Genomic DNA, 23333 nt, shown 5'->3' with positions numbered 1-23333 from the left:
GTCACGGACTATCCTGGCATCGGAGGAGCAATGAACCACGTTCGAGTCGTTCGTGCCGTCGCGTTCGTCACCGCCGGCTACCTCGTCGTCCTGGCCCTGTGGCTGGGGCTGTTCGTCGGCGACTCTCCCGAGGGCACCGTCCCCTACCAGATCATGTTCCTGCTGGCCGCGTACGGCTCGGCGCTGGGCATCGCCATGATGCTCGCCGGACGGCCGCCGCGCGCCGACCGCCGCCTCGCCCGCCGCGGACTCGAGGGCTGGGCGACCATCACCTCGGCCCGGCACCTCGGGCACACCGTGGACAACGGTGAGCTCACCGAGCTGGATCTCGACCTGACGGTGCCGGGTTCCCAGCCGTACCACGGACGGGTGCTCTACGAGATCGCCCGTGAGGATCTCGACCGGTTCGAGCCGGGCCGGGTCGTGGGCATCCGCGTCGACCCGCACGACCGGGACCGCATCGTCCTCTGCCCGTAGTCGACGTGCCCTGCGAGCGTGTCGTCTATACCGACGGCCGGGCTGCGGGGGCGGTCTCCCGGCCGAGCGCGAGCTTGCCTTCGACGAGGAGCAGCTGCGCCAGCGCATAGGTCGCGAGCACGAACCCCTCCGCCGCGGCGCGCGCCCGCTCCGACCGCAGCAGCACCCGTCGCGCGACGATGGTGCCGTCCGACAGGGTGAACACCAGGCCGCCGAAACCCAGCCAGCTGCGCCGGTCCCCGCCCGGGATCGGCAGGTCGGCCAGCCGGCGGGCTCCGGGGGCGAGCGACGGGTCCGCGGCGAGTGTCGCGGTGGTACCGAGCAGCGCACCGTAGCCCGTCAGCGGGGCCGCCACCCGGGGCGCCTTCGCGCCGAGCAGACCGGCGGCGCCGAGTGCCGCGACCGCCCGCGGCACCGCCGCCGACCGGGTCGGGCGGGCACCGCGCCGGGCCAGCAGCGCCGAGTAGCAGACCTGCATCACGGCGAACGAGGACGCACCGCGCAGCAGCCGCGCGTCGTCGTCCGGGTCGATCATGAATACGTCTCCGACCGTCGCGCCGGTCAGGGCGAGCAGCAGCAGGGCGGTGTCCGACCGGTCGGTGTGCGGGGCGTGCCGCAACACCCGTACCGCCAGCGCCGGCCCGATCAGCGGCTTCGCGACCCGCTGCAGCCGCTCGTTGCCGAGCACCCCGCCCACGACCGTCGCCGTCGCGGCTGCGGCGAACACCGCGTGCTCGGCGTTCCACCTGTCCCGGCTGAACCATCCCATGCCCGGCAGCGTACCGATCCGCGCGGCGTCACCCGCCCGGCTTTCCTCAGGCGCAGCGGCGGGCGCCCGCCGACGCCGTCGCCAGCAGGAATTTCGGGCGCGGCAGGTCCCGCTCGCGGGCGGCCACCGTGACGGCCTGTGCTACCGCGTCGACGTCCGTCGCCCGGCACAATGCGATCGCCGAGCCGCCGAATCCGCCACCCACCATGCGCGCACCCAGCGCACCGGCGGCGCGCGCAGCGTCGACGGCGCTGTCGAGTTCGACGGAGCTGACCTCGAAGTCGTCCCGCAGCGACCGGTGCGCGGCGTCGAGGATCGGCCCGAGCCGTTCCGGGGCGTCGTCGCGCAGTGCGGCGACGGCGGCGCGGACCCGGGCGATCTCGGTGACGACGTGCCCGGCCCGGCGCCGCAGCACCGGGTCGGTCAGCGCGCCGAGCGCAGCGACGGTGCCGACGTCGCGCAGGCTCCCGAGCCGTCGCGTGGCCTCCTCGACGTCGCGGCGCCGCTGCCCGTACTGTCCGTCGACGAGGCGGTGCGGGGCGTCGGTGTCGACGACGAGCAGTGCCAGGCCGTGCGATTCGAGGTCGATCGGGACGTGCTCGACCACGCCGGTGGCGCAGTCCAGCAGAAGCGCGTGCCCGGCCCGCCCGCGCAACGCGATCTGCTGGTCCATACCGCCGGTGGGGACGCCGACGTAGTCGTTCTCGGCCCGCATGCAGGCGGCGGCGAGGGCGGCCCGGCCCGGATCGTCGACCGGCAGCCCGGACAGCTCGGCCAGGGCGAGAGCGACGGCCGCCTCGAGCGCGGCCGAACTCGACAGGCCCGCGCCGATCGGCACGTCGGAGGCGATCGCGATGTCGGCCCCCGCGAATCCGGGCGGGTCGAGCGCGCCGATCAGCCCGACGACATAGGCGCCCCAGCCGCCGGTGTGTCCTTCGGGCTGCCCCAGCCGCCCGAAGGACACACCGCCGAAGCCCTCGCTCACCAGCCGGAGCGTGCCGTCGTCGCGGCGCCGGACGGCGGCGGCCGTCACTCGCGACAGCGCCAGGGGCAGGCACAGCCCACCCGCGTAGTCGACGTGCTCACCGATCAGGTTCACCCGGCCCGGCGCGCACCACACCCCCTCCGGGGCCGCGCCGAACGCCCGCGCGAACCCGGCTGCGGCGGCCGCGGCCACGGTCATCCGGCGAGTTCCCGCAGCCGCACCGCGATGCGTTCGGCGGAGGTGTCGCTGATCCACACGCCCATCGCGGACTCCGATCCGGCCAGGTACTTGAGCTTGTCGGCAGCGCGTCGCAGCGAGAATATCTGGCAGAACAGACGGCCGTACGGTCGCTCGTCGCCGACCGGTGCCTGGTGCCAGGCCGCGATGTAGGGGACGCGCTGCACGCCGTCGAAGAACAGGTCGACGCGACGCAGCAACTCCCGGTAGGCCACCGCCAGTTCGTCGCGCTCGGCGTCGTCGAGGGCGACGAGGTCCGGAACGTCGCGATGCGGGGCGAGGTGCACCTCGACGGGCCAGCGCGCCGCGGCCGGAACGTAGGCGGTCCACCGTCGTCCGGACCACACGACGCGGGTGCCCGCCCGGCGTTCCGCGTCGAGCACGTCGCGTTGCAGCAGCCGGCCCGTCGCCGCGTGGTGCGCGCGGGCACGCTGCAGCAGTACCTGCGAGCGGGGCGGCAGGAACGGGTAGGCGTAGATCTGGCCGTGCGGATGTTGCAGTGTCACACCGATTTCCGCGCCGCGGTTCTCGAAGCAGAACACCTGCCGCACGTCGGGGGTGGCCGAGTGCTCGGCGGTGCGGTCGGCCAGTGCGTCGAACACCGTGCGGACCCGTTCGAGGCTCAGGTCGGCGAACCGGGCCTCGTGGTCGGCGGTGAACGCGACCACCTCGCAGCGTCCCGCCGCGGGCCGTCGCGGCCACAGCGGGTCGCCGTCCACCGGACCGGCGTCGGCGCTACCGGATCCGAGCGCCGGAAAACGGTTCTCGAACACCACCACGTCGTAGTCGTCGGCGGGGATCTCGGTGGCGGCCCGGCCCGGCCGGGTGGGGCACAGCGGGCAGTCCGCGGGGTCCGGCAGGAAGGTGCGGTCCATGCGGTGCGACGCCGAGACCACCCACTCCCCCGTGAGCGGGTCGAAGCGCAGTTCGGAGGCCGCCCCGGCCGGCGGCAGCCGCCGCGTGTCGTGCCGTTCCCGCACCGCGCCGCCCCCGGCGTACGGCTCGGTGTCGTCGAAGTAGAACAGTGCCCGGCCGTCCGCGAGACGGGCCGCGGTCCGTCGCACCCGACCGGCCCTAGGCGTCCTGCAGTCCCAGGTCCTGCAGGCCCAGCAGGTAGCGGTACTCCACGCCCTCCGCGGCGATCACCTCGCCGGCGCCGGTGGCCCGGTCGACGACGGTGGCGACACCCACGACCGTCGCGCCGGCGTCGCGCAGGGCCTTGACGGCGGTGAGCGGGGAGTTGCCGGTGGTGGTCGTGTCCTCGACCACCAGGACCCGCTTGCCGAGCACGTCGGGGCCCTCGATCTGACGCTGCATCCCGTGCGCCTTGGCGGCCTTACGGACGACGAACGCGTCGATCGGACGGCCCGGTGCGTGCATGACCGCGAGCGCGACCGGGTCGGCACCCATGGTGAGTCCGCCGACGGCGTCGAAGTCCCAGTCGGCGACCAGTTCCCGGATGAGCTTGCCGATCAGGGGCCCGGCCCGGTGGTGCAGGGTGGCACGGCGAAGATCCACGTAGTAGTCGGCCTCCTTGCCGGACGACAAGGTCACCTTGCCGTGCACCACCGCCAGTTCTCGGACCAGCGCAGCCAACTCCTCGCGATCACTCATCGCAACCCCTTACCGTCTCTCGTTCCACGCCGCGCCCGCGGGCGCCGGCGACGACGAGCCTAGCCGGGGTCCGGCGGTCAGGCGGCGACGGTGTCCGATCCGCCGGTCGGCGCGTCCGCGGAGGCGGTCGGCGCCGACGCCGGCGGGGCGACGGCGACGGGGGCGAGCGGGGCGGCGACCTCGAACAGCGGGACGGGCCCGACCGCGGCGATGCGTGCGAACACCGAGGTCGGGAAGGTGGTGGCCGCGGTGTTGATGGTGCGGCCGAGATCGTTGTAGACGCGGGCGGCCCCGGCGATGCGCTGCTCGCGGGTCCGCAGTTCGCGGGCGACACGGATGAACGGCCAGTGGTTGACGCCGTCGAGGACGCCGATCAGCTCGTGCAGGGCCGCCGACAGGGTGTTCTCCGCGGCGGCCCGCTCCCCCAGGGACAGCCGCTGGTCGCGCATGGCGATCGCCAGGGATCGCGCCCCGACGACGGAGCTGAGCCGGCTGCGGTCCATGCCTGCCCCGGCGGACGCCGCGACGAGTGCGGGTACCTGGTCGTAGCGGTCGTCGAGTTCGTTGGTCAGCAGGCGCAGGCTGTCGCGGTGGCGCATCTTCAGCACCCGGAGGCGGCGGACGGCGGCACGCGTCCACAGCAGCACGATCACCACGACCGCAACGACAATCACAAGAGCCACAGACGTCACAGGCCGGAATCTACCGCGCAGCCGCGGCGACACCCGGAGCGCGACGCGCCGTGTCGTGGCGCCGTGTCCGGACCGTTATCCGGTGCGGCCTACGTCCGGCCCCGGCCCCGGCCGACCAGGTTGGTCGCCCGGCGCACCAGGTTCTTCGGGACGAGCCGGCCCACCGTCGTGAGCACCTTGTACTGCAGGCCCGGGATGCTGATCACCTTGCCCGCCTCGAGGTCGGCGAGGGAGGTCCGCACCACGGTGTCCACGTCGAGCCACATCAGTTCCGGAATCGAGCTCATCTCGATCCCGGCCCGCTCGTGGAACTCGGTGTGCACGAAGCCGGGGCACAGCGCCTGCACCTTCACCCCGGTGCCGGCGAGCCCACCGGACAATCCCTCGGTGAACGAAACGACGTAGGCCTTGCTCGCCGAGTACGTCGACCCACGTCCGGAGAGCAGACCGGCGACGCTGGCGACGTTGACGATGCTGCCCTTGCCGGCGGCGATCATCGGCGGCAACGCGGCCCGGGTCAGCTGCATCACGGCGGTGACGTTGACGTCGAGCTGTGCCTGCAGCACCGCCGGGTCGGCCGTCCAGAACTCACCGGAGGTGCCGAAACCGGCATTGTTGACGAGCATCTCCACGCCCTCGGCGAGGCGGCGGGCGACGGCCGCGCGGCCGTCCTCGGTGGCCAGGTCGGCGGCGAGGATCTCGGAGGTGGTGCCGAACCGGGAGGCCAGTTCGTCGGCGAGGGACCGCAGGCTCTCCTCGCGACGGGCGACGAGCACGAGGTCGTACCCCTTGCCGGCGAGTGCGCGCGCAAAGCCTGCGCCGATGCCCGAGGTGGGGCCGGTGACCAGGGCGACGGGCCGGGTGGCAGCGGAAGTCATGGGGTAAAGCTAGCGCAGCGCGCCGGCCGTTTCCGGCGACGTGCGCTCAGCGCCGCGCGGAGGGGCGGCCGGGATCGTGCGCGACCCGGTCGAGTTCCTGCGGCTCCACGATCGGCGGCAGCACGTGCAGGATTCCGGAGAGCCGGGCGACGGTCTCGATGGCCGAGTCCCATTCGCGGCCGGTGCTGCCCACGGGAATCGAGCCGAGGGTCCATTCGCCCTCGCTCCACAGCATCTGCACGTGCGGGGGGATCGACTCGGTGTACGCGACCATGCGCTGGTCACAGATGCGGCGGGCGATCTCGAGGTCGGTGGCGAACACGATGCGCGGCCCGATGGCGCCGAGCAGGTTCATGTCCGGGTCCTTCGGCGGCGGCGTCGACTTGAGGCGCAGGTCGATGTCGACGTCGGAGCCGACCTTGCGGCGCACCGCGACGATCGTCGCGGTCTCCTCGATGTCGAAGAGGATGAACTCCTCGCCGCGGCGGATGCCGTGGACGACGTCCACCGCGCCGAGATACTCCTGCTTGGCCAGGGCCGCCCGGTGCCAGTGCCCGGGCAGGGAGTCGTCGGCGGCGCTGTACTTGTAGCCCTGGGCGCGCGCCCAGATCTCCCGCACGCGACCGGATTGTTCACGCCGCGTGCGGTCGACGTAGAGCAGCGCCAACGCACCCGCGAGTGCGATCGCCGCCAGTCCGAACCACATCACCGTCATCGCGCGCCAGCCTATCGCGTTCTAGTTGCCCGGACCGCCGAAGGACGGCAGGGACGCGCTGACCACCGTGTCGGCGATCATCTCCCCGTTCCGCAGCGGCGACCCCTGCGCGACCACCGAGTCGCCGACCCGCAGCGCCGACGGGTCCGAACCGGCGAGCGACATGATCTGTGTGTCGGGGGTGAGCCGCACCGTGACGATCGAGCCGCCCATGCCGCTGAGCGTGAGGGACGTGCCGTCGTTGGCGGTGATGGTGCCGACGACGGCGCCTGCGGAGCCGATGACGTCGCCGAGCCCGCCGGGCAGCTGCTCGAACGGCAGGCCGGGCACGGCCGGGTCGGTGGTCGGCGCGGGCGTCGTGGGGGCAGGCCGGGGCACCGTGGTCGTCGTGGTCGGGGCCGCGACGCTGCGCTGCTGCGGGTCGTCGCCGCTGCCGCCGCTGAGCAGGTAGCCGCCGAAACCGGCCAGCACGATCGACGCCACCGCGGCGAGCAGGATCAGGCCCCAGCGGCGGCGGGGCGGCTTCGCATCGAGCGGCGGGTACTCACCGGCGTGCGGCGGGGTCGGTGGCGCCGCGTAGTCCTGGGCATGTGGGTACTGCTGCGCCCCTGTGTACTGCTGTGTGGGGGTGTACTGCTGCGTGGGGGCGTACTGCTGGGTCGGGGCGTACTGCTGGGTCGGGGCGTACTGGGGTTGCGGACCGTAGGGGCCGGGCTGCTCGAACGCCTGGGTCGGGTTCGGGGGCGCCGCCGTCGGATCGAACCGCGGGTCGTACGACGGGTAGACCAGGGTGGGGTCGACGGGCCGGCCGTACGCCTCGGTCGGGTCGGCGGTGTGCAGGACCCGGGTGTCGTCGTCCGTCGCGCGCGCGTCGTCGTCGCGCCCCTCGTCGAGCGAGTAGGCGCGCTCCTGGGGAGTGCGCGGATCGTGCGGGTTCGTCATGGTCCCACCAAGGGTAGGCGCTCCGCGCCGGTGCGTCTTTCGGGCTGCTGGAGCAGCCCGAAAGACGCACCGGGCGCTATGCGCCTATGACCAGGTGGTCGCCGTCGTCGCTGACGCCCACCGAGACGGTGTCACCGTCCTTGATGTCCCCGGCCAGCAGCTTCTTGGCGAGCTGGTCGCCGATCGACTGCTGGATGAGCCGGCGCAGGGGACGCGCACCGTACTGCGGGTCGTAGCCCCGCACGGCGAGCCAGAACCGGGCCGAACTCGACACGTCGAGCGTGAGCCGGCGGGCCGCCAGGCGCCCGGCCAGCTGCTCGAGCTGGATGTCGACGATCTGCTCGAGTTGCTCCTCCGTGAGCGAGTGGAAGACCACCACGTCGTCGAGCCGGTTGATGAACTCCGGCTTGAACGCCGCGCGCACCGCCGCCATGATGTGCTCCCGGTCGCCACCCGCACCCAGGTTCGAAGTGAGGATGAGGATGGTGTTGCGGAAGTCGACGGTGCGGCCCTGCCCGTCGGTGAGCCGGCCGTCGTCGAGCACCTGCAGCAGCGTGTCGAACACGTCCGGGTGGGCCTTCTCGACCTCGTCGAACAACACCACCGAGTAGGGCCGGCGACGCACCGCCTCGGTGAGCTGACCACCCGACTCGTAGCCGACGTAGCCCGGAGGGGCACCGACGAGCCGTGCGACGGAGTGCTTCTCGCTGTACTCGGACATGTCGATCCGCACCATCGCGCGCTCGTCGTCGAACAGGAAGTCCGCGAGCGCCTTCGCCAGCTCGGTCTTGCCGACGCCGGTGGGGCCGAGGAACAGGAACGAGCCGGTGGGCCGGTTCGGGTCGGCGACGCCCGCCCGGGAGCGGCGCACCGCGTCCGACACGGACTGCACGGCCTCGTCCTGGCCGACGACGCGCTTGCCGAGCTCGGACTCCATGCGCAGCAGCTTGGCGGTCTCGCCTTCCATCATGCGGCCGGCCGGGATGCCGGTCCACGCGGCGACGACGTCGGCGACGTCGTCCGGGCCGACCTCCTCCTTGAGCATGACGTCGCCGTCGGCGGCGGCTCCGGATGCGGCGGCCGCCCGCTCCAGTTCCTTCTCCAGCTGCGGGATGCGGCCGTAGCGCAGCTCCGCGGCCTTGCCGAGATCACCGTCGCGCTCGGCGCGTTCCTCCTCGCCGCGCAGCGCCTCGAGCTGTTCCTTGATGCCACGCACCGAATCGATGGCGGTCTTCTCGTTCTGCCAGCGGGTGGTGAGCTGGTTCAGCTTCTCGCGCTCGTCGGCGAGTTCGGCACGCAGCTTCTCGAGGCGCTCCTTGGAGGCCTCGTCGGTCTCCTTCTGCAGCGCCATCTCCTCGATCTCGAGGCGACGGACGATGCGCTCGACCGAGTCGATCTCCTCGGGACGCGAGTCGATCTCCATGCGCAGCCGGGACGCGGCCTCGTCGACGAGGTCGATGGCCTTGTCCGGCAGGAACCGGGACGTGATGTACCGGTCGGAGAGGGTGGCGGCGGCGACGAGCGCGGAGTCGGTGATGCGCACGCCGTGGTGCACCTCGTACCGCTCCTTGAGGCCGCGCAGGATGCCGACGGTGTCCTCGACGCTCGGCTCGCCGACGAGCACCTGCTGGAAACGGCGTTCGAGGGCGGCGTCCTTCTCGATGTACTTGCGGTACTCGTCGAGGGTGGTCGCGCCGACGAGGCGCAGCTCGCCGCGGGCGAGCATGGGCTTGATCATGTTGCCGGCGTCCATCGCCGATTCGCCGGTCGCACCGGCGCCGACGATGGTGTGCAGCTCGTCGATGAAGGTGATGACCTGGCCGGCCGATTCCTTGATCTCGTCGAGCACGGCCTTGAGGCGTTCCTCGAATTCGCCGCGGTACTTGGCGCCGGCCACCATCGAGCCGAGGTCGAGCGCGATGACGGTCTTGCCGCGCAGCGACTCGGGGACGTCGCCGGCGACGATGCGCTGCGCGAGACCCTCGACGATCGCGGTCTTGCCGACGCCGGGCTCGCCGATGAGCACGGGGTTGTTCTTGGTGCGCCGGCTCAGCACCTGTACGACGCGGCGGATCTCGTTGTCACGGCCGATGACCGGGTCGAGCTTGCCCTCGCGGGCGCGGGCGGTGAGGTCGGTCGAGTACTTCTCGAGCGCCTGGTAGGTGCCCTCGGGGTCCGGGCTGGTCACGCGGGCGCTGCCGCGGACGGTGGTGAACGCGTCGCGCAGCGCGGCCGGGGTGGCACCGTGCCCGACGAGGAGCTTGGCGACGTCGGAATCGCCGCCGGCCAGGCCGACGAGGACGTGCTCGGTCGAGACGTACTCGTCGTCGAGTTCGGTGGCGAGGTGCTGGGCGGCGGTCAGGGCGGCGACGGCTTCGCGGCCGAGTTGCGGTGTCTGGGTGGCGCCCGTGGCACGGGGCAGCCGCTCGACGAGCGTCTGCGCCTCCCGGTGCACGACGGTCGGGTCCACGCCGACCGCCTTGAGGAGCGGCGCGGCGATGCCGTCTGTCTGGTCGAGCAACGCGACGAGCAGGTGGGCCGGACGGATCTCCGGGTTGCCCGCAGCGGACGCGGACTGCATGGCAGCCGTCATCGCCGCCTGGGTCTTGGTGGTGGGATTGAACGAGTCCACTGCGAACCCCTTCCCTTCATTGAGCGAGCCGGTATCAATTCTGCACCCGCAAGCCTCCCGTCGCGGGCATTCGCAAGCTTCAACGGCACCAAACTTGAGTTTGTTCCGCTCAACTTTATCCGGCGATGTGATGTGCGGCACATACCGGGGTCGTCGAGCTGCCCGCCGTCGATTGTGGCCGAAACACCGCCACGGGACTACAGTGGCGGCGACCAGCAGAGACGGCGAGCAGGAGGGTGCGTGGAGGCCTTCGCCGTCGCCCGCGTCCAGCTCAGCTTCGCGTCGATCGTCGCGACCCCCGGCGGCGCCGAGCGCTTCGCCACCGCCTTCTACACCGCCCTGTGGAGCGACACCGTCGGGATCCGCGAGCTTTTCCCCGCGGGCATGGAGACGATGCGGCAACGGTTCGCGACCGCGGTCGGCTGGGCGGTCAACCGGCTCGGCGAGCCCGACACCGTCACCGCATTCCTCACCCAACTCGGGCGTGACCACCGCAAGTACGGAGTCCGGCCCGAGCACTTCCGGTCCGCGGGCCGGGCGCTGCACACCGCCGTGCGCGAGTGCACCCCGCCGATCCTGTGGACCGACGCGCTCGACCGCACCTGGGCCCGGGTGATCGACCTGCTCGTCGGGACCATGGCCGACGCCGTGGCCGACGACGAGCTGCCCGCCGCGTGGGGCGCCACCGTCGTCGGCCACGAACGGGTGCTGCCCGACCTGGCGATCATCCGGCTCGAGACGGACTCGCCGATCCCGTACCACGCCGGTCAGTACATGAGCGTGCAGATCCCGCAGCGCCCGCACATGTGGCGGTACCTGTCGGCGGCGATTCCTCCGAATCCCTACGGCCAGATCGAATTCCACGTCCGTCGCGTGTCGGGTGGCTGGGTCAGTCCCGCGCTCGTCGGCGAGACCGCCGTCGGCGACCGCTGGGTGATCGGACCCCCGCTCGGGGGGCTGCACGTCGACCGCGACAGCGGCGAGGACGTGCTGATGATCGCTTCCGGCACGGGCCTCGCGCCGCTGCGGGCGCAACTGATGGAGATGGGCATGCGGGGCGACAATCCGCGCGTGCACCTGTTCTTCGGCGGCAAGTACCCCTGCGACCTCTACGACCTGCAGACGCTGTGGCAGCTGGCCACCACCAATCCGTGGCTCACGGTCGTGCCCGTCGTGGAGGAGACCGAGAACCCGTGGTGGCACCCGGTTCCCGTCGAGGATCCCCCACCGGGCCTGCACCGGCCCCTGCACGGCAAGCTCGGCAAGGTGGTGTCGCAGTTCGGCTCCTGGGCCGATCGGCAGATCCAGATCGCCGGCTCCCCGTCGATGATCCGCACGACGCTCTACGCGCTGTCCGCCGGCGGCACCCCGCGGCAGAACATCAGCTTCGACCCGCTCTAGGCGGCTGACGCCGCCGGTGTGTCCTTTGGGTTGCCCCGACCGCCCAAAGGACGCACCGCCGAGTTATCCCCAGCCGCCCAGTTCCTCCACAGATTGCGGCGATCGGCCGGCTGCCGGTTCCCGAAGAGCCTCGCGCGCCGAATCATGTCTGCCATGCGGTTTCTCCCGGACCTCCCCGAACTCGATCGCATCGTCATGTTCCAGCACGGGATCGTCACCCGTGCCCAGCTCGAACATTACGGACGTACCTGGCCGTGGATCCGGCACCGTCTCGAGAGCGGGCGGTGGCAGCAGGTGCTCCGAGGCGTGTACTCGGTGACGACCGGTCCACTGTCCCGGCCCGCGGCGCTGGCCGCGGCCGTCGCGTTCTCCGGTGAGGCCGCCGTCCTCAGTCACGGCACGGCCGCCGAGGAATGGGGAATGCTGTCCCACGATCCACTCGAACCGGTCCATGTCACCGTGCCGGTGGGATCGTCGGCGAAAGGGCAGTCTGCGACCTTCGCAACGGCGAGGCCGCGCGGCATTCGGTTGCCACATCTCGGAGAAATGCTCCATCCGGGTGTGATCGTCCACCGCAGCAAGGCCCACGCACACATCGGGGTGCCGACGATGCCTCCGCGCACCGGCCGGGCCGACACGGCGCTCGACCTGGCAACAGCCGCCCCCACCCCGCACGACGGCTACGTCCGGTTGATCCGGGTCGTCACCGACAGTCGCATTCCCCTCTCGGAGATCCGACGCCGAATGCAGGAACGGACCCCGTACCGCTACCGGAAAGCGCTCGAGGATGCGGTCCGATTGCTCGCCGACGGCGTCCAGTCGATGCTCGAACTCCGCTATGCGACCGAGGTGGAGCAACGACACGGTCTTCCCCCGGCGCATCGGCAGACGCCGACGGTCGTGGACGGGCGAACGCTGTACGAGGACTGCACCTACGACGTTCACGGCGCCGCGTTGACCGTCCGGCTCGACGGACGCAGGTTCCACTCGATGGCGGAGGTCGCCTTCCGGGACCGTCGCCGTGACAACGCCGCCGAACTCGCCGGCCGCTCCCGCCTGGTGTACGGGTACGACGAGGTCAGCCGTGACCCGTGCGGCGTGGCCGCAGAGATCGAAGCCGTCCTCACCCGCCTCGGGTGGCGACGCAGCACCGACAACAGGTGCAGTTGCGCTACCGGTGTGTCCTTTGGGTTGCCCTGACCGCCCAAAGGACACACCGGCGGGGAAGCCGCCTATCGGTACGACGCGCGCAGGGTCTTCTTGTCCAGCTTGCCCAGCGGGGTGAGCGGCAGAGCGTCGAGGAAGTCCACCGACTTGGGGGCATGCACCGAACCCTTTGCGGCACGAACCTTCTCGATCAGTTCCTCCGCCGGAACGGACTGGTTCTCCCGCAGCACGACGCACGCCTTGACGGCCTCGCCCCACTTGGCGTCGGGCACGCCGACGACCGCGACGGACGCGACGGCCGGGTGCGACGAGATGACGTCCTCGATCTCGCGGGGAAAGACGTTGAAGCCGCCCGTGACGATCATGTCCTTCTTGCGGTCGACGATCGTCAGGAAGCCGTTCTTGTCGGCCCGCGCGACGTCGCCGGTGTGCAACCAGCCGCCGCGCAGCGCCTCGGCCGTCTCGGCGGGCTTGTTCAGGTATCCCTTCATCACGAGCGGTCCGCGTACGCAGATCTCGCCGAGTTCGCCACGAGGCACCTCGTTCAGGTCGTCGTCGAGCAGCCGCACGTCGAGCCACGGCACGGGCCGGCCACAGGTGGCGAGGCGTTCGGGATCGTCGGCGAGGTGATCCTCCTTGCGCAGCACGGAGATCGTCATCCCGCACTCGCTCTGCCCGTAGAACTGGAAGAAAACCGGGCCTAGCCGCTCGATGCCCTCACGCAGCCGCGCCGGCGACATCGCCGACGCACCGTAGAACAGCGTCTCGAGGCTGGACAGGTCGCGGATGTCGAAGTCGGGGTGGTCGAGCAGCAGGTAGATCATGGTCGGCACGAGCATGGTCGCGTTGATGCGGTGCTTCTCGATCGTCTCGAGCACCAGGCCGGGTTCGAAATACGGCAGCACGTAGAGGGATCCGCCGCGCAGCAGGGTGGGGACGAAGAACGCCGCCCCGGCGTGCGAGAGGGGCGTGCAGATCAGGAAGCGCGGCTCGTGGGGCCATTCCCACTCGGCCATCTGGATCTGGGTGAGCGTCGCGCCCGAGCGGAACGACCCCATGACGCCTTTGGGCTTTCCGGTGGTGCCACCGGTGTAGACGACGGACGAGGTGTCCTCGGCCGCCACGGGCGCGGCGACGAGCCGCTGCGGCGTGAACTGTGCCGCGAGAGCGAGGATGTCGGTGCCGACCCGCGACGGACCGAGGGAGAAGACGTTCTTCAGCGTCGGAACCTGCGCCTTCAGTTCGGCGGCGCGTTCCTCGAAGTGGTTCGGATCGAAGATCAGCGTCTCGATCGCGGCGTCGCCGACGATGTACAGGTGGTCCGACAGCGAGCCCATGGGGTTGAGCGCACTGTTGCGGCACCCGGCGACCATCGTCGCGCCCATCGAGATGAGCACCTCGGGACGGTTCTTCGACAGCATCGCCACCGACGAGCCCTGCCCGACCCCCACCGACGCGAGCGCCTGACCGAACCGGCTGATCTCGTCGCGCATCTCCCCGCCGGTGAGCACCACGTCGCCGAGGTACAGGGCCGGCTTGTCCGCGCTGCGTTCGAGGGCGGTGATGAGCAGGTCCGCGGTGAACACGGGACGATGCAGGTCGGCGTACTCGTCGGTCATGGTCGTCCTTCCGGTCGTGGGGGCGGCGTGGTGACGGCTCGACGTGGCAGGGATCACCCTTCGTCACCATAACCGCATCGGCGGCAGAATTGGAACATGTTTCATTTCGGGTGCGGCGCGGGCCTCCCCTAGAGTGGGGCCACCTTCACGCTCGAGTCCCGGGAGTCACACCATGCAGCCGGCCGGACAGTCCCTGCACGCCCCCACCTGTTCGGCGACCGTCGTCGAACACCACCGCCTGCGCCACGACGTCGCCGTGGTGCGTCTCGAAGCCGACACGATGGTGCCGTTCGCGCCCGGGCAGTACCTCGACGTCACGGTGCCGCCGCATCCACGGCTGCCGCGCCGCCTCTCCCCCGCCCTGCCGCCGTCGCTGGACGGCAAGCTCGAATTCCACGTGCGCACCGTGCCGGGCGGCTGGGTCAGCGGCACGATCGTCGCCGGCACCCGCCCCGGCGACGTGTGGACGATCGGCGCGCCGCAGGGCGGCACCCTGCACGTCGACGACTCCGGCCGCACCGTGATCATGGTGGCCGGCGGCACCGGCCTGGCCCCGCTGCGCGCCCTGCTCCTCGACGTCGCGCGCCGGCCGGACCCGCCGCAGACCTTCCTGTTCGTCGGCGGCCGCACGCCCCGCGACCTGTACGCCGCGGACATGCTGATCCTGCTCGCCGAGGCGCTGCCGTGGCTGACGGTGGTGCCGGTCGTCGAATCGGTCGAGGACCCGGAGTTCGGCGACGAGTGGTACGAGCGCATCGTCGCCCACGTCGGCGACCCCGGGTTCCACCCCGACGAACTGCTCGAGGGCAGCCTCGACGAGGTGGTCACCTCCTACGGGGCGTTCGGCGACCACCAGGTGCTCGTGTGTGGGTCGGCGGCGATGGTCCGCGCAACCCTGCGCGAGCTCACCCGGACCGGGACGCCGGCCGGGAACATCCGGTTCGACCCGTACTGACCGGGCCGCAACGGCCGGCCGGTTGACCGGGCGGTACGCCCGCGACGATACTCGAGGGGGCCACCAGCGCGACGAATGAGGGCTGCGCCGGGTCGTGACCGTTCGAATCACGGGAGCTGCCATGGGTATTGCGGATTCGCACCCTGACCCCCCGACGCCGGCAATCCTGTCCCGCGCCCACCTCGACCGGCTGATCGAGGTGCTGCAGACCGAGGGATATCGCGTCGTCGGCCCCACCGTCCGCGACGACGCCATCGTGCTCGACGAGCTCGGGTCGGGACGAGAACTGCCCGACGGGTGGGGCGTGTCGACCGCACCCGGGCGGTATCGGCTGCGGCGGCGCGACGACACCGCCGTGTTCGGCCATTCCGCGGGTCCGCAGTCGTGGAAGCAGTTCCTGCACCCCGCACGACAGCAACTGTGGTCGACCGCTCCGGACGGCAGTTACCGGCCCCCACCGGCGGACGAGACCCGGTACGCCTTCCTCGGCGTCCGCGGCTGCGACCTGGCTGCGATCGGCATCCTGGGCACAGTGCTGACCCGCGGCGCCCATCCCGACGGGGCCACCGCGCGACGGTTCCGCGGGCTGTTCGTCGTCGCGGTCAACTGCACCGAACCCGGCGAGGTCTGCTTCTGCGCCTCGATGGCCACCGGTCCCGCCGCGGGCCCGGGGTACGACCTGGGTCTGACCGAGCGCGTCGACGAGCAGGGACACCGTTTTCTCGTGGACGTCGGGACCGACGAGGGCGCCCGCATCCTGGACCTGCTCCCCCACCGCGACGCCACCGCAGACGAGGCCACTGAAGCCCGCGACGCGGTGGCGGCGGCCGGCGACCGGATGGGACGGAGCATGCCCGAGGTCGACCTGCGGGCGATGCTCCGCGACGCCCGCGAGGCGGACGTCTGGGACGATGTCGCCGATCGCTGCCTTACCTGCGGAAACTGCACGATGGTGTGCCCCACCTGCTTCTGTACGTCGACGGAGGACGTCACCGACCTCGCCGACGGGCACGCCGGCAGGTGGCAGCACTGGGCGTCCTGTTTCGAACCGGACTTCTCCTACATCCACGGCGGTGACGTCCGGGCGTCCGGCCGGAGCCGGTACCGGCAGTGGATCTCGCACAAGCTCGGCACCTGGCACGACCAGTTCGGCAGCTCGGGATGTGTCGGCTGCGGCCGTTGCATCGACTGGTGCCCGGTCGGCATCGACATCACCGCGGAGGCGGCCCGCCTCACCGGCGCGCTCGCCACCCACGACGACGAACCGGACGGGCACCGATGACGACCCCACCGCTCGACGGCATCCGGCCCCTGGCGGGGCTGGACCGGGAGGCGCGGGATCGGATCGCCGCGCTCGCCCACCCGGTCCGCTTCGCCGCGGGGGAGCACGTCTTCCACGAGGGCGGGGAGGCGCGCAGTTGCTGGCTGCTGCAGGAGGGCCGGGTGGATCTGTACACGGTGGTGCCCGGCCGCGGCCAGGTCACCCTCGACACGTTCGTCGAGGGCGACGTCCTGGGATGGTCGTGGCTGACGCCGCCCCACCGCTGGCACTACGGGGCCGTCGCGGCCACAGCGACCTCGGCTCTGGAGGTGGACGCCGCGGCGCTGCAGGCGCTGAGCGAGACCGACGCCGAGTTCGGATACACGGTGATGCGGGCCCTGTTCGGGGCCCTCCTGGAGCGGTTGCAGGCCACCCGGGCGCGACTGCTGGACCTGTATGCGGGTTCCGATGTTCGGTGACCTCGCGCAAGACACCGCAGCGGCGCCGGACGCGCCGATGCTGCCGAGCGCCCACCGGGTTCGCGCGCGGACCGTCGAGACCGCCGATGCGGTGACACTGTCGCTGGCCCCGCTGGGGGCGCCGCGACCGCGGTTCCGGCCCGGCCAGTTCATGATGCTCTACGCCCCCGGGGTCGGCGAGATCGCGATCTCGATCAGCGGGGATCCCACCGACACGACCGGGGAGCTGGTCCACACCGTACGGAAGGTGGGTGCGGTGAGCCGGGCCCTGCACGACGCCGCGCCGGGCGCGATCGTCGGCGTGCGCGGCCCGTTCGGGGCAGGCTGGGACCTCGAGTCGTGCACGGGCCGGGACCTGGTGATCGTCGCCGGCGGAGTGGGTTTGGCCGCGGTGCGGGCCGCCGTTCTCGGCGCGGTGGCCGCGCGCGGTGACTTCCGGCGCGTCGTGCTCGTGGTCGGAGCACGCCGGCCGGCCGAGATCCTGTATCGGCGCGAGCTACAGGACTGGGCCGACGGCGGCGTGGAGGTCCGGCTGACGATCGACCAGCCGGTCCAGGGCTGGTCCGGGTCGGTCGGATTCGTCACCGAACCGCTGGCCCGGCTCGACCTCGATCCCGGGCGGACGACGGCACTGCTGTGCGGGCCGGAGGCGATGATGCGGTTCTCGGCCCGGGTGTTGCTGGGCAAAGGGATTCGGCCCCCGGACATCCGGGTCTCGCTCGAACGGAACATGCAGTGCGGGATCGGACTGTGCGGGCACTGCCAGCTCGGCGAGATCCTGCTCTGCCGGGACGGCCCCGTGCTGGATTACGCGGTGGCCGGACCGCTGCTGCACGTACGGGAGCTGTAATGGACAGGCCGAAGCTCGCGGTGTGGAAGTTCGCGTCGTGCGACGGATGTCAGCTGTCCGTGCTGGACTGCGAGGACGAACTGCTCGCCTTGTCGGGTGCGGTGCAGATCGCCCATTTCCTCGAACTGTCGAGCGCCGTCGACGACGGTCCGTACGACCTGTCGCTGGTCGAGGGCTCGATCACCACCGCCGCGGACGTCACGCGCATCCACCGGGTCCGGGAGCAGTCCCGGACCCTCGTCACGATCGGCGCGTGTGCAACCGCCGGCGGCATCCAGGCGTTGCGCAACTTCGCCGACGTCGCCGAGTTCACCTCGATGGTCTACGCCCACCCGGAGTACATCGAGACGCTGGCGACGTCGACGGCGATCGCGGCGCACGTGCCGGTCGACTTCGAGTTGCGCGGCTGCCCGATCGATCGGCGCCAGTTGCTCGAGGTGATCACCGCGTTCCTGGCCGGCCGCCGGCCGAACATCCCGAACACCAGTGTGTGCACCGAATGCAAGCGCCGGGGTTTGACCTGTGTGATGGTCGCCGACGGCACGCCCTGCCTGGGACCGGTGACCCACTCCGGCTGCGGCGCCCTGTGCCCGGCGCAGTCGCGCGGCTGCTACGGCTGTTTCGGGCCGACGACCGACCCCAACATCGCGTCGCTCGCCGGGTGGCTGCGCACGTGCGGCATGAGCGACGACGACATCGACCGCGCCTTCGCGACATTCAACGTCGGCGCACCCGCACTCGCCGAGAGGCACTGCCGTGAGCGGAAGCCGTAGAGAGCTGACGGTCCGTGCTCTCGCCCGCGTCGAGGGCGAGGGCAGACTGAACGTGTCGGTGCGCGACGGGCAGGTGCAGCGCGCGGAGCTGAACATCTACGAGCCGCCCCGGTTCTTCGAGTCGTTTCTGCGGGGAAGGGATTTCCGCGAGCCTCCGGACATCACCTCCCGGATCTGCGGGATCTGCCCCGTCGCCTACCAGGTCAGCGCCTGCAATGCGCTGGAGCAGGCCTGCGGGGTCGAGCTCGACGAGCCGGTGCTGAACCTGCGCCGCCTGCTCTACTGCGGCGAGTGGATCGCCAGCCACGTGCTGCACATCTACTTCCTGCATGCCCCCGACTTCCTCGGCCTGCCCGACGCGATCGCCCTCGCCGAGCGTCACCGGAGCGCGCTCGAACGCGGGCTGGCCCTGAAGAAGGCCGGCAACGCGATCCTCGAGCAGGTCGGCGGGCGACCCATCCACCCGGTCAACGTGCGGATCGGGGGTTTCCATCGCGCGCCCACCCGCGCGGAGCTCGCGCCGCTCGCCGAGCGACTGCGCCGCGCCCTCGACGACGCGCTCGACACGGTCCGCTGGGTGGCCGGGTTCGACTTTCCCGATATCGATCTCGATCACGACCTGCTCGCCCTGCACCGGCCGGACCGCTACGCCATCGAGGACGGGCAGATCCGTTCGTCGACCGGATCCTCCTTCGCCGCAGCACAGTTCCCGGACCATGTGGTCGAACACCAGGTCCCGCACTCGACGGCCCTGTACGCGCGGCTCGACGGGCGCCGGTACCTGACCGGACCCCTGGCCCGATACACCCTGAACTCCGCGCAGCTGTCGGACACCGCACGACAGTCGGCACACGCAGCCGGACTGGGAGCGGGATGCCGTAACCCGTTTCGCAGCATCGTTGTTCGCGCCGTCGAAACCGTCTATGCGGTGGAGGAGGCGCTCCGCCTGATCGCCGGATACGAGCGTCCCGGTCGGCCCGGCACCCAGGTCGCCGCCCGCGCCGCGACAGGGCACGGCGTCAGCGAGGCACCGCGGGGACTGCTGTACCACCGTTACGAGCTCGGCGGCGACGGACTGATCCGCTCGGCCGTGATCGTTCCCCCGACCTCCCAGAACCAGGCTGCCGTCGAACACGATCTGCGCACGCTGATCGCCGGTCATCTGGAACTGTCCGATGCCGATCTGACATCGCTGTGCGAACGGGTGATCCGCAACTACGACCCGTGCATCTCGTGTGCCACACACTTCCTCGACCTCACGATCGACCGCGGGTGATCGCGACGAACTTCGTGGTGATCGGCGTCGGCAACGAGTACCGCCGCGACGACGGCGTCGGGCCCGCGGTGGCCCGGGCCGTCGGCCGGTCCCGGCCCGGATGGCGCGTCCTGATCTCCGACGGCGAGCCGACGGCAATGCTGGACGCGTGGGCCGGGACGCGGTTGGCGGTCGTCGTCGACGCCACCGTCGGCACCGGTCCGCCCGGCGCGATCCGGCGGCACGAGATCGGGGATGCGAGTCTCGCCCGCCGCCCGCGACACGCCGGCTCGCACAGCCTCGGCCCCGCCGAGGCGTGGGCGCTGAGCCGGACCCTGGGCGTCGACCCCGGTCGGGTCGTGGTCTACACCCTCGAGGTGGCCGAGGTCGGTTACGGCGTCGGCCTGACGCCCGCCACCGCCGCGGCACTGCCCGCCGTGGTGCGGGCAGTGATCGACGAATGCGAGCGGTAACGCCGTTGCCGAGTCATCCGTTCGCGGGAACGGCCGCCTTCGCGGCGTCCTGCGCGGCGATGTAGCCGTACACCAGGCCCTGACCGATCGTCGCCCCCGCACCGGGGTACGTGTTGCCGAAGGCGTTGGCGGCAGTGTTGCCGATCGCGTACAGGCCGTCGACGACGCTGCCGTCCTCGCGCAGCACCCGCGCCCGCTCGTCGGCCTTCACACCACCGCACGTGCCGAGATCGCTCAGCGTCATCTTCACCGCATAGAGGGGCCCGTCCGTCAGCGGCCGCAGGTTGGGATTGGGCTCGACGGTGGGGTCACCGTAGTACCGGTCGTAGGCACTCGCACCACGGCGGAAGTCGGCGTCCGTGCCGGCGGCCGCGGCATCGTTGAACCGGCGGAAGGTCTCGGTGAACGCCCCCTCCGGCAGGCCGGCCGCGCGGGCCAGCGCCGCCGGATCGTCCGCCCGGTGCGCGATTCCGGCCCGGATCCACGCCTCCGGGATGGGCTGCCGCGGGAACAGCCCGCCGCCGAAGATGTAGCTGTTGCGGTAGCGCTGGTCGAACACGATCCACATCGATTCGACCGGGTCACCGGCGCGTTCCCGGTCGAGCACGAGCTGGCCGAACGACATGTAGTCGGTCGCCTCGTTGACGAACCGGCGACCGGTGTGGTCGACGATGAAGGAGCCGGGCAGTGCCCGCTCGGCGAGCATCACCATCGGCGGGCGCCCCTTCATTGCGGCGACGGCGGGGAACCACCAGGCCTGGTCCATCAGGTCCGTCGCGGCGCCCACGTCGAGCGCGGCGCGGATGCCGTCGCCCGTGTTGCCCTCGGCGCCGAGACTCTCGTGCTCGCCGAGCCGTTCGGACTGGTACTTGTGCCGCAGCGCCATGTCGTGGTCGAAGCCGCCCGCCGCGAGCACGACACCGCGCCGCGCGGTCACGGTCACCTCCCGCCCGTCGCACGCGACGACGGCACCGGTGACCCGATCACCCTCGGTGAGCAGCCGCACGAGCGTGGTCTCGGTCCACACCGGGATCCCGGCCCGGACCACGCCGGCGAACAGGCCGGCCGCGAGTGCCTGGCCCCCGGCGACGTACTCGCGCTTGAGGGCGAGCCCGGCGACACCCTGTGCGAGGCGACGGAAGATGCGCGGGAACGCCTTCGACGGCTTCCGCGCCATGAGGTTCATCCACTTGTAGTCGGCGCCGGTCACCGGCATCGGCAGGCCGGCCTTCATCAGTCCCGGCCGCAGCCGCTCGCGTTCGGGCCCGAGGACGGACACGTCGAAGGGACGGCACTCGCACGTGCGGCCGACGGCGGACCCGCCGGGCAGCTCGGGATGGTAGTCGGAATACCCCTTGGCCCAGAACAACCGCATGGGGGTGGTGCGCTGCAGCATCTCGACGGTGGCGGAGCCGTGATCGAGGAACGCCGCACCCCGCTCCGCCGGTGCGGACTCGCCGACCACGGACCGGATGTAGGTGCCGGCCCGGTCGAGCGTGTCACCGGAACCGGCCTTGCGGAGCACGGGATTCGCGGGCACCCAGAAGGCCCCGCCGGAGCGCGCCGTGGAGCCGCCGACGTACTCCGTCTTCTCGACGATCAGGGTGGACAACCCCAGCTCGTGCGCGGTGAGCGCGGCGGCCATGCCGGTGCCGGACCCGATCACGAGCAGGTCCACGGTGGTGTCGTGGGCGGGGGTCACCGGTACGGAATTCGTCGCCATCGATCTGCTCCTTCACGTCATTGCCGCTGGGGGACGATAGGTCGTCGACGCCGGAGGGCGGTGCGGACCTCGGAGCGAGGCTAGGTCACGTCGACACCGCCCATCGGGAGGTGTCCCGCCCACCGGGACGCCCCCGGACGAACGGTCCGCCCAGCGGGAGAACCCCTTCTGTGCCGCTCACGACGCCGCCCAGCATGGCCTCGATGCCTGTTTCGGGCGCAGCACCCACCGGCTCCGGAGGACACGATGACGCAGAGCGCACCCCCCACCACACCCGACGACGAAGTCCGCACCATCGAGGCCGACGCGGAACCGACCCGCTTCGCGCGCGGCTGGCACTGTCTCGGGCTGGCCCGCACCTACCGGGACGGCAAGCCCCACCAGGTCGACGCGTTCGGCACCAGCCTCGTCGTCTTCGCCGACAGCACGGGCGAACTGCAGGTCCTCGACGCCTACTGCCGGCACATGGGCGGCAATCTCGCACAGGGCGAGATCAAGGGCGACTCGGTGGCCTGCCCGTTCCACGACTGGCGCTGGGGCGGCAACGGCCGGTGCACCGGCATTCCGTACGCGCGCCGCGTCCCCCCGCTCGCGCGGACGCGGTCGTGGACCACCCTGGAGCGCAACCAGCAACTGTTCGTCTGGCACGATCCCGAAGGCAACCCGCCGCCGGCGGACGTGACGATCCCCGAGATCGAGGGCGCCGGCACCGACGAGTGGTCCGACTGGACGTGGAACTCGGTGCTCATCGAGGGCTCGCACTGTCGCGAGATCGTCGACAACGTCGTGGACATGGCGCACTTCTTCTACGTCCACTACAGCGTCCCGCGGTCGTTCGAGAACATCTTCGAGGGCCACGTCGCCACGCAGATCATGTCGTTCAACCAGCGCACCGACGTCGAGCTGGACATCGACTTCGGTGCGGACAACTTCTCGCGCTCCGAGGCGTCGTACCACGGCCCCTCCTACATGATCGACAAGCTGTGGACGGAGACCGGCGAGGCCACGATCGAGACGGTTCTCATCAACTGCCACTACCCCGTCACGCCCACCTCGTTCGTGCTGCAGTACGGCGTGATCGTCAAGCGCCTGCCGGGCATGTCCGCCGAGGAGGCGAATGCCATGGCCGCCCACTTCGGCGGGGGCACCGAGAAGACGTTCGAGCAGGACATCGAGATCTGGAAGAACAAGGCCAAGATCGACAATCCGCTGCTGTGCGACGAGGACGGTCCGGTCTACCAGCTGCGCCGCTGGTACCAGCAGTTCTACGTCGACGTCGCGGACATCACCCCGGACATGACCAACCGCTACGAGTTCGCGATCGACACCGCGAAACCGGCCGCACGGTGGGAACAGCAGATCGCCGAGAATCTCGCTGCCCGTGCGCAGTCCGCCCCCGAACCGGTCGCCTGAGCGTCCGCCGTCAGAGTCGAGGA

Annotated in this window: 22 protein-coding genes; 11 read left to right on the top strand and 11 right to left on the bottom strand. The window is 71.2% G+C overall.

The window, feature by feature from the left end:
* The first annotated feature begins 30 nt into the window (after positions 1 to 30).
* Positions 31 to 477 (top strand): hypothetical protein, encoded by a 447-nt coding sequence (locus tag QYS60_RS02920; protein ID WP_289381535.1) that lies wholly within the window; start codon positions 31 to 33, stop codon positions 475 to 477.
* Between the two features lie 25 nt (positions 478 to 502).
* Here the strand turns inward: QYS60_RS02920 and QYS60_RS02915 are convergent, their stop codons facing one another.
* From QYS60_RS02915 to clpB, 9 genes are all read right to left on the bottom strand, one after another.
* Positions 503 to 1246 (bottom strand): lysoplasmalogenase family protein, encoded by a 744-nt coding sequence (locus QYS60_RS02915; protein WP_289381533.1) that lies wholly within the window; start codon positions 1244 to 1246, stop codon positions 503 to 505.
* Between the two features lie 46 nt (positions 1247 to 1292).
* Entirely contained in the window at positions 1293 to 2429 is a 1137-nt protein-coding gene (gene galK / locus QYS60_RS02910) for a galactokinase (RefSeq protein ID WP_371382395.1), read from the bottom strand.
* Complete coding sequence (gene galT, locus QYS60_RS02905) at positions 2426 to 3532, bottom strand: galactose-1-phosphate uridylyltransferase (RefSeq protein WP_371382394.1); 1107 nt, start codon at positions 3530 to 3532, stop codon at positions 2426 to 2428. The genes galK and galT overlap by 4 nt, the downstream gene beginning before the upstream one ends.
* 10 nt (positions 3533 to 3542) lie before the next feature.
* The gene (pyrE, locus tag QYS60_RS02900; protein WP_010593229.1) at positions 3543 to 4082 is read right to left on the bottom strand and encodes an orotate phosphoribosyltransferase; all 540 of its coding nucleotides are present in this window, start codon (positions 4080 to 4082) and stop codon (positions 3543 to 3545) included.
* A 77-nt stretch (positions 4083 to 4159) separates the two neighbouring features.
* Positions 4160 to 4756 carry a LemA family protein gene (locus tag QYS60_RS02895; RefSeq protein WP_371382425.1) on the bottom strand — a complete coding sequence of 199 codons (597 nt, stop codon included), beginning with the start codon at positions 4754 to 4756 and terminating at the stop codon, positions 4160 to 4162.
* A 107-nt stretch (positions 4757 to 4863) separates the two neighbouring features.
* Positions 4864 to 5652, bottom strand: a complete 789-nt coding sequence (locus tag QYS60_RS02890; RefSeq protein WP_289381522.1) for an SDR family oxidoreductase — start codon at positions 5650 to 5652, stop codon at positions 4864 to 4866.
* Between the two features lie 46 nt (positions 5653 to 5698).
* Positions 5699 to 6358 carry a hypothetical protein gene (locus QYS60_RS02885; protein ID WP_040783650.1) on the bottom strand — a complete coding sequence of 220 codons (660 nt, stop codon included), beginning with the start codon at positions 6356 to 6358 and terminating at the stop codon, positions 5699 to 5701.
* Between the two features lie 30 nt (positions 6359 to 6388).
* The gene (locus QYS60_RS02880) at positions 6389 to 7309 is read right to left on the bottom strand and encodes a hypothetical protein (RefSeq protein ID WP_371382393.1); all 921 of its coding nucleotides are present in this window, start codon (positions 7307 to 7309) and stop codon (positions 6389 to 6391) included.
* A 76-nt stretch (positions 7310 to 7385) separates the two neighbouring features.
* Positions 7386 to 9941 (bottom strand): ATP-dependent chaperone ClpB, encoded by a 2556-nt coding sequence (clpB, locus tag QYS60_RS02875; RefSeq protein ID WP_003938382.1) that lies wholly within the window; start codon positions 9939 to 9941, stop codon positions 7386 to 7388.
* Positions 9942 to 10181: 240 nt separating this feature from the next.
* Here clpB and QYS60_RS02870 point away from each other — a divergent pair, with 240 nt between their 5' ends.
* The gene (locus QYS60_RS02870) at positions 10182 to 11342 is read left to right on the top strand and encodes an FAD-binding oxidoreductase (protein ID WP_003938383.1); all 1161 of its coding nucleotides are present in this window, start codon (positions 10182 to 10184) and stop codon (positions 11340 to 11342) included.
* Positions 11343 to 11495: 153 nt separating this feature from the next.
* Positions 11496 to 12542: a type IV toxin-antitoxin system AbiEi family antitoxin domain-containing protein gene (locus QYS60_RS02865; protein WP_003938384.1), complete on the top strand. Its 1047-nt coding sequence runs from the start codon at positions 11496 to 11498 to the stop codon at positions 12540 to 12542.
* Between the two features lie 32 nt (positions 12543 to 12574).
* On the opposite strand, the gene QYS60_RS02860 is transcribed toward QYS60_RS02865, so the two are convergent.
* Positions 12575 to 14128, bottom strand: coding sequence for an AMP-binding protein (locus QYS60_RS02860; RefSeq protein WP_289379458.1), 1554 nt, complete (start codon positions 14126 to 14128; stop codon positions 12575 to 12577).
* Positions 14129 to 14300: 172 nt separating this feature from the next.
* On the opposite strand from QYS60_RS02860, the gene QYS60_RS02855 reads away from it, so the two are divergent.
* The 7 genes from QYS60_RS02855 to QYS60_RS02825 all read left to right on the top strand — a co-directional run bounded on the left by QYS60_RS02855 (position 14301) and on the right by QYS60_RS02825 (position 20174).
* Positions 14301 to 15083, top strand: coding sequence for an FAD-binding oxidoreductase (locus QYS60_RS02855; RefSeq protein WP_289379457.1), 783 nt, complete (start codon positions 14301 to 14303; stop codon positions 15081 to 15083).
* Between the two features lie 121 nt (positions 15084 to 15204).
* Positions 15205 to 16365 (top strand): 4Fe-4S dicluster domain-containing protein, encoded by a 1161-nt coding sequence (locus tag QYS60_RS02850; protein ID WP_003938387.1) that lies wholly within the window; start codon positions 15205 to 15207, stop codon positions 16363 to 16365.
* Positions 16362 to 16823: a Crp/Fnr family transcriptional regulator gene (locus QYS60_RS02845; RefSeq protein WP_371382392.1), complete on the top strand. Its 462-nt coding sequence runs from the start codon at positions 16362 to 16364 to the stop codon at positions 16821 to 16823. Before QYS60_RS02850 ends, QYS60_RS02845 begins: the two co-directional genes overlap by 4 nt.
* On the top strand, positions 16813 to 17673 hold the full coding sequence (locus tag QYS60_RS02840) for an FAD/NAD(P)-binding protein (RefSeq protein WP_371382391.1): 861 nt from the start codon (positions 16813 to 16815) through the stop codon (positions 17671 to 17673). The genes QYS60_RS02845 and QYS60_RS02840 overlap by 11 nt, the downstream gene beginning before the upstream one ends.
* On the top strand, positions 17673 to 18446 hold the full coding sequence (locus QYS60_RS02835; protein WP_371382390.1) for an oxidoreductase: 774 nt from the start codon (positions 17673 to 17675) through the stop codon (positions 18444 to 18446). The genes QYS60_RS02840 and QYS60_RS02835 overlap by 1 nt, the downstream gene beginning before the upstream one ends.
* Entirely contained in the window at positions 18430 to 19722 is a 1293-nt protein-coding gene (locus QYS60_RS02830; protein ID WP_371382389.1) for a Ni/Fe hydrogenase subunit alpha, read from the top strand. Before QYS60_RS02835 ends, QYS60_RS02830 begins: the two co-directional genes overlap by 17 nt.
* Positions 19719 to 20174 carry a hydrogenase maturation protease gene (locus QYS60_RS02825; RefSeq protein ID WP_371382388.1) on the top strand — a complete coding sequence of 152 codons (456 nt, stop codon included), beginning with the start codon at positions 19719 to 19721 and terminating at the stop codon, positions 20172 to 20174. Before QYS60_RS02830 ends, QYS60_RS02825 begins: the two co-directional genes overlap by 4 nt.
* A gap of 13 nt (positions 20175 to 20187) precedes the next feature.
* On the opposite strand, the gene QYS60_RS02820 is transcribed toward QYS60_RS02825, so the two are convergent.
* The gene (locus QYS60_RS02820) at positions 20188 to 21897 is read right to left on the bottom strand and encodes a 3-ketosteroid-delta-1-dehydrogenase (RefSeq protein WP_371382387.1); all 1710 of its coding nucleotides are present in this window, start codon (positions 21895 to 21897) and stop codon (positions 20188 to 20190) included.
* A gap of 246 nt (positions 21898 to 22143) precedes the next feature.
* Here QYS60_RS02820 and QYS60_RS02815 point away from each other — a divergent pair, with 246 nt between their 5' ends.
* On the top strand, positions 22144 to 23310 hold the full coding sequence (locus QYS60_RS02815) for a Rieske 2Fe-2S domain-containing protein (protein WP_003938394.1): 1167 nt from the start codon (positions 22144 to 22146) through the stop codon (positions 23308 to 23310).
* Positions 23311 to 23333: the final 23 nt, after the last annotated feature.

The organism is Rhodococcus sp. GXMU-t2271 (genome assembly GCF_041414735.1).
In the GTDB taxonomy this organism is placed as follows: domain Bacteria; phylum Actinomycetota; class Actinomycetes; order Mycobacteriales; family Mycobacteriaceae; genus Rhodococcus; species Rhodococcus indonesiensis.
Note: the sequence above shows the minus strand (reverse complement) of the source record. Positions and strands in the feature narration are given on the sequence as shown.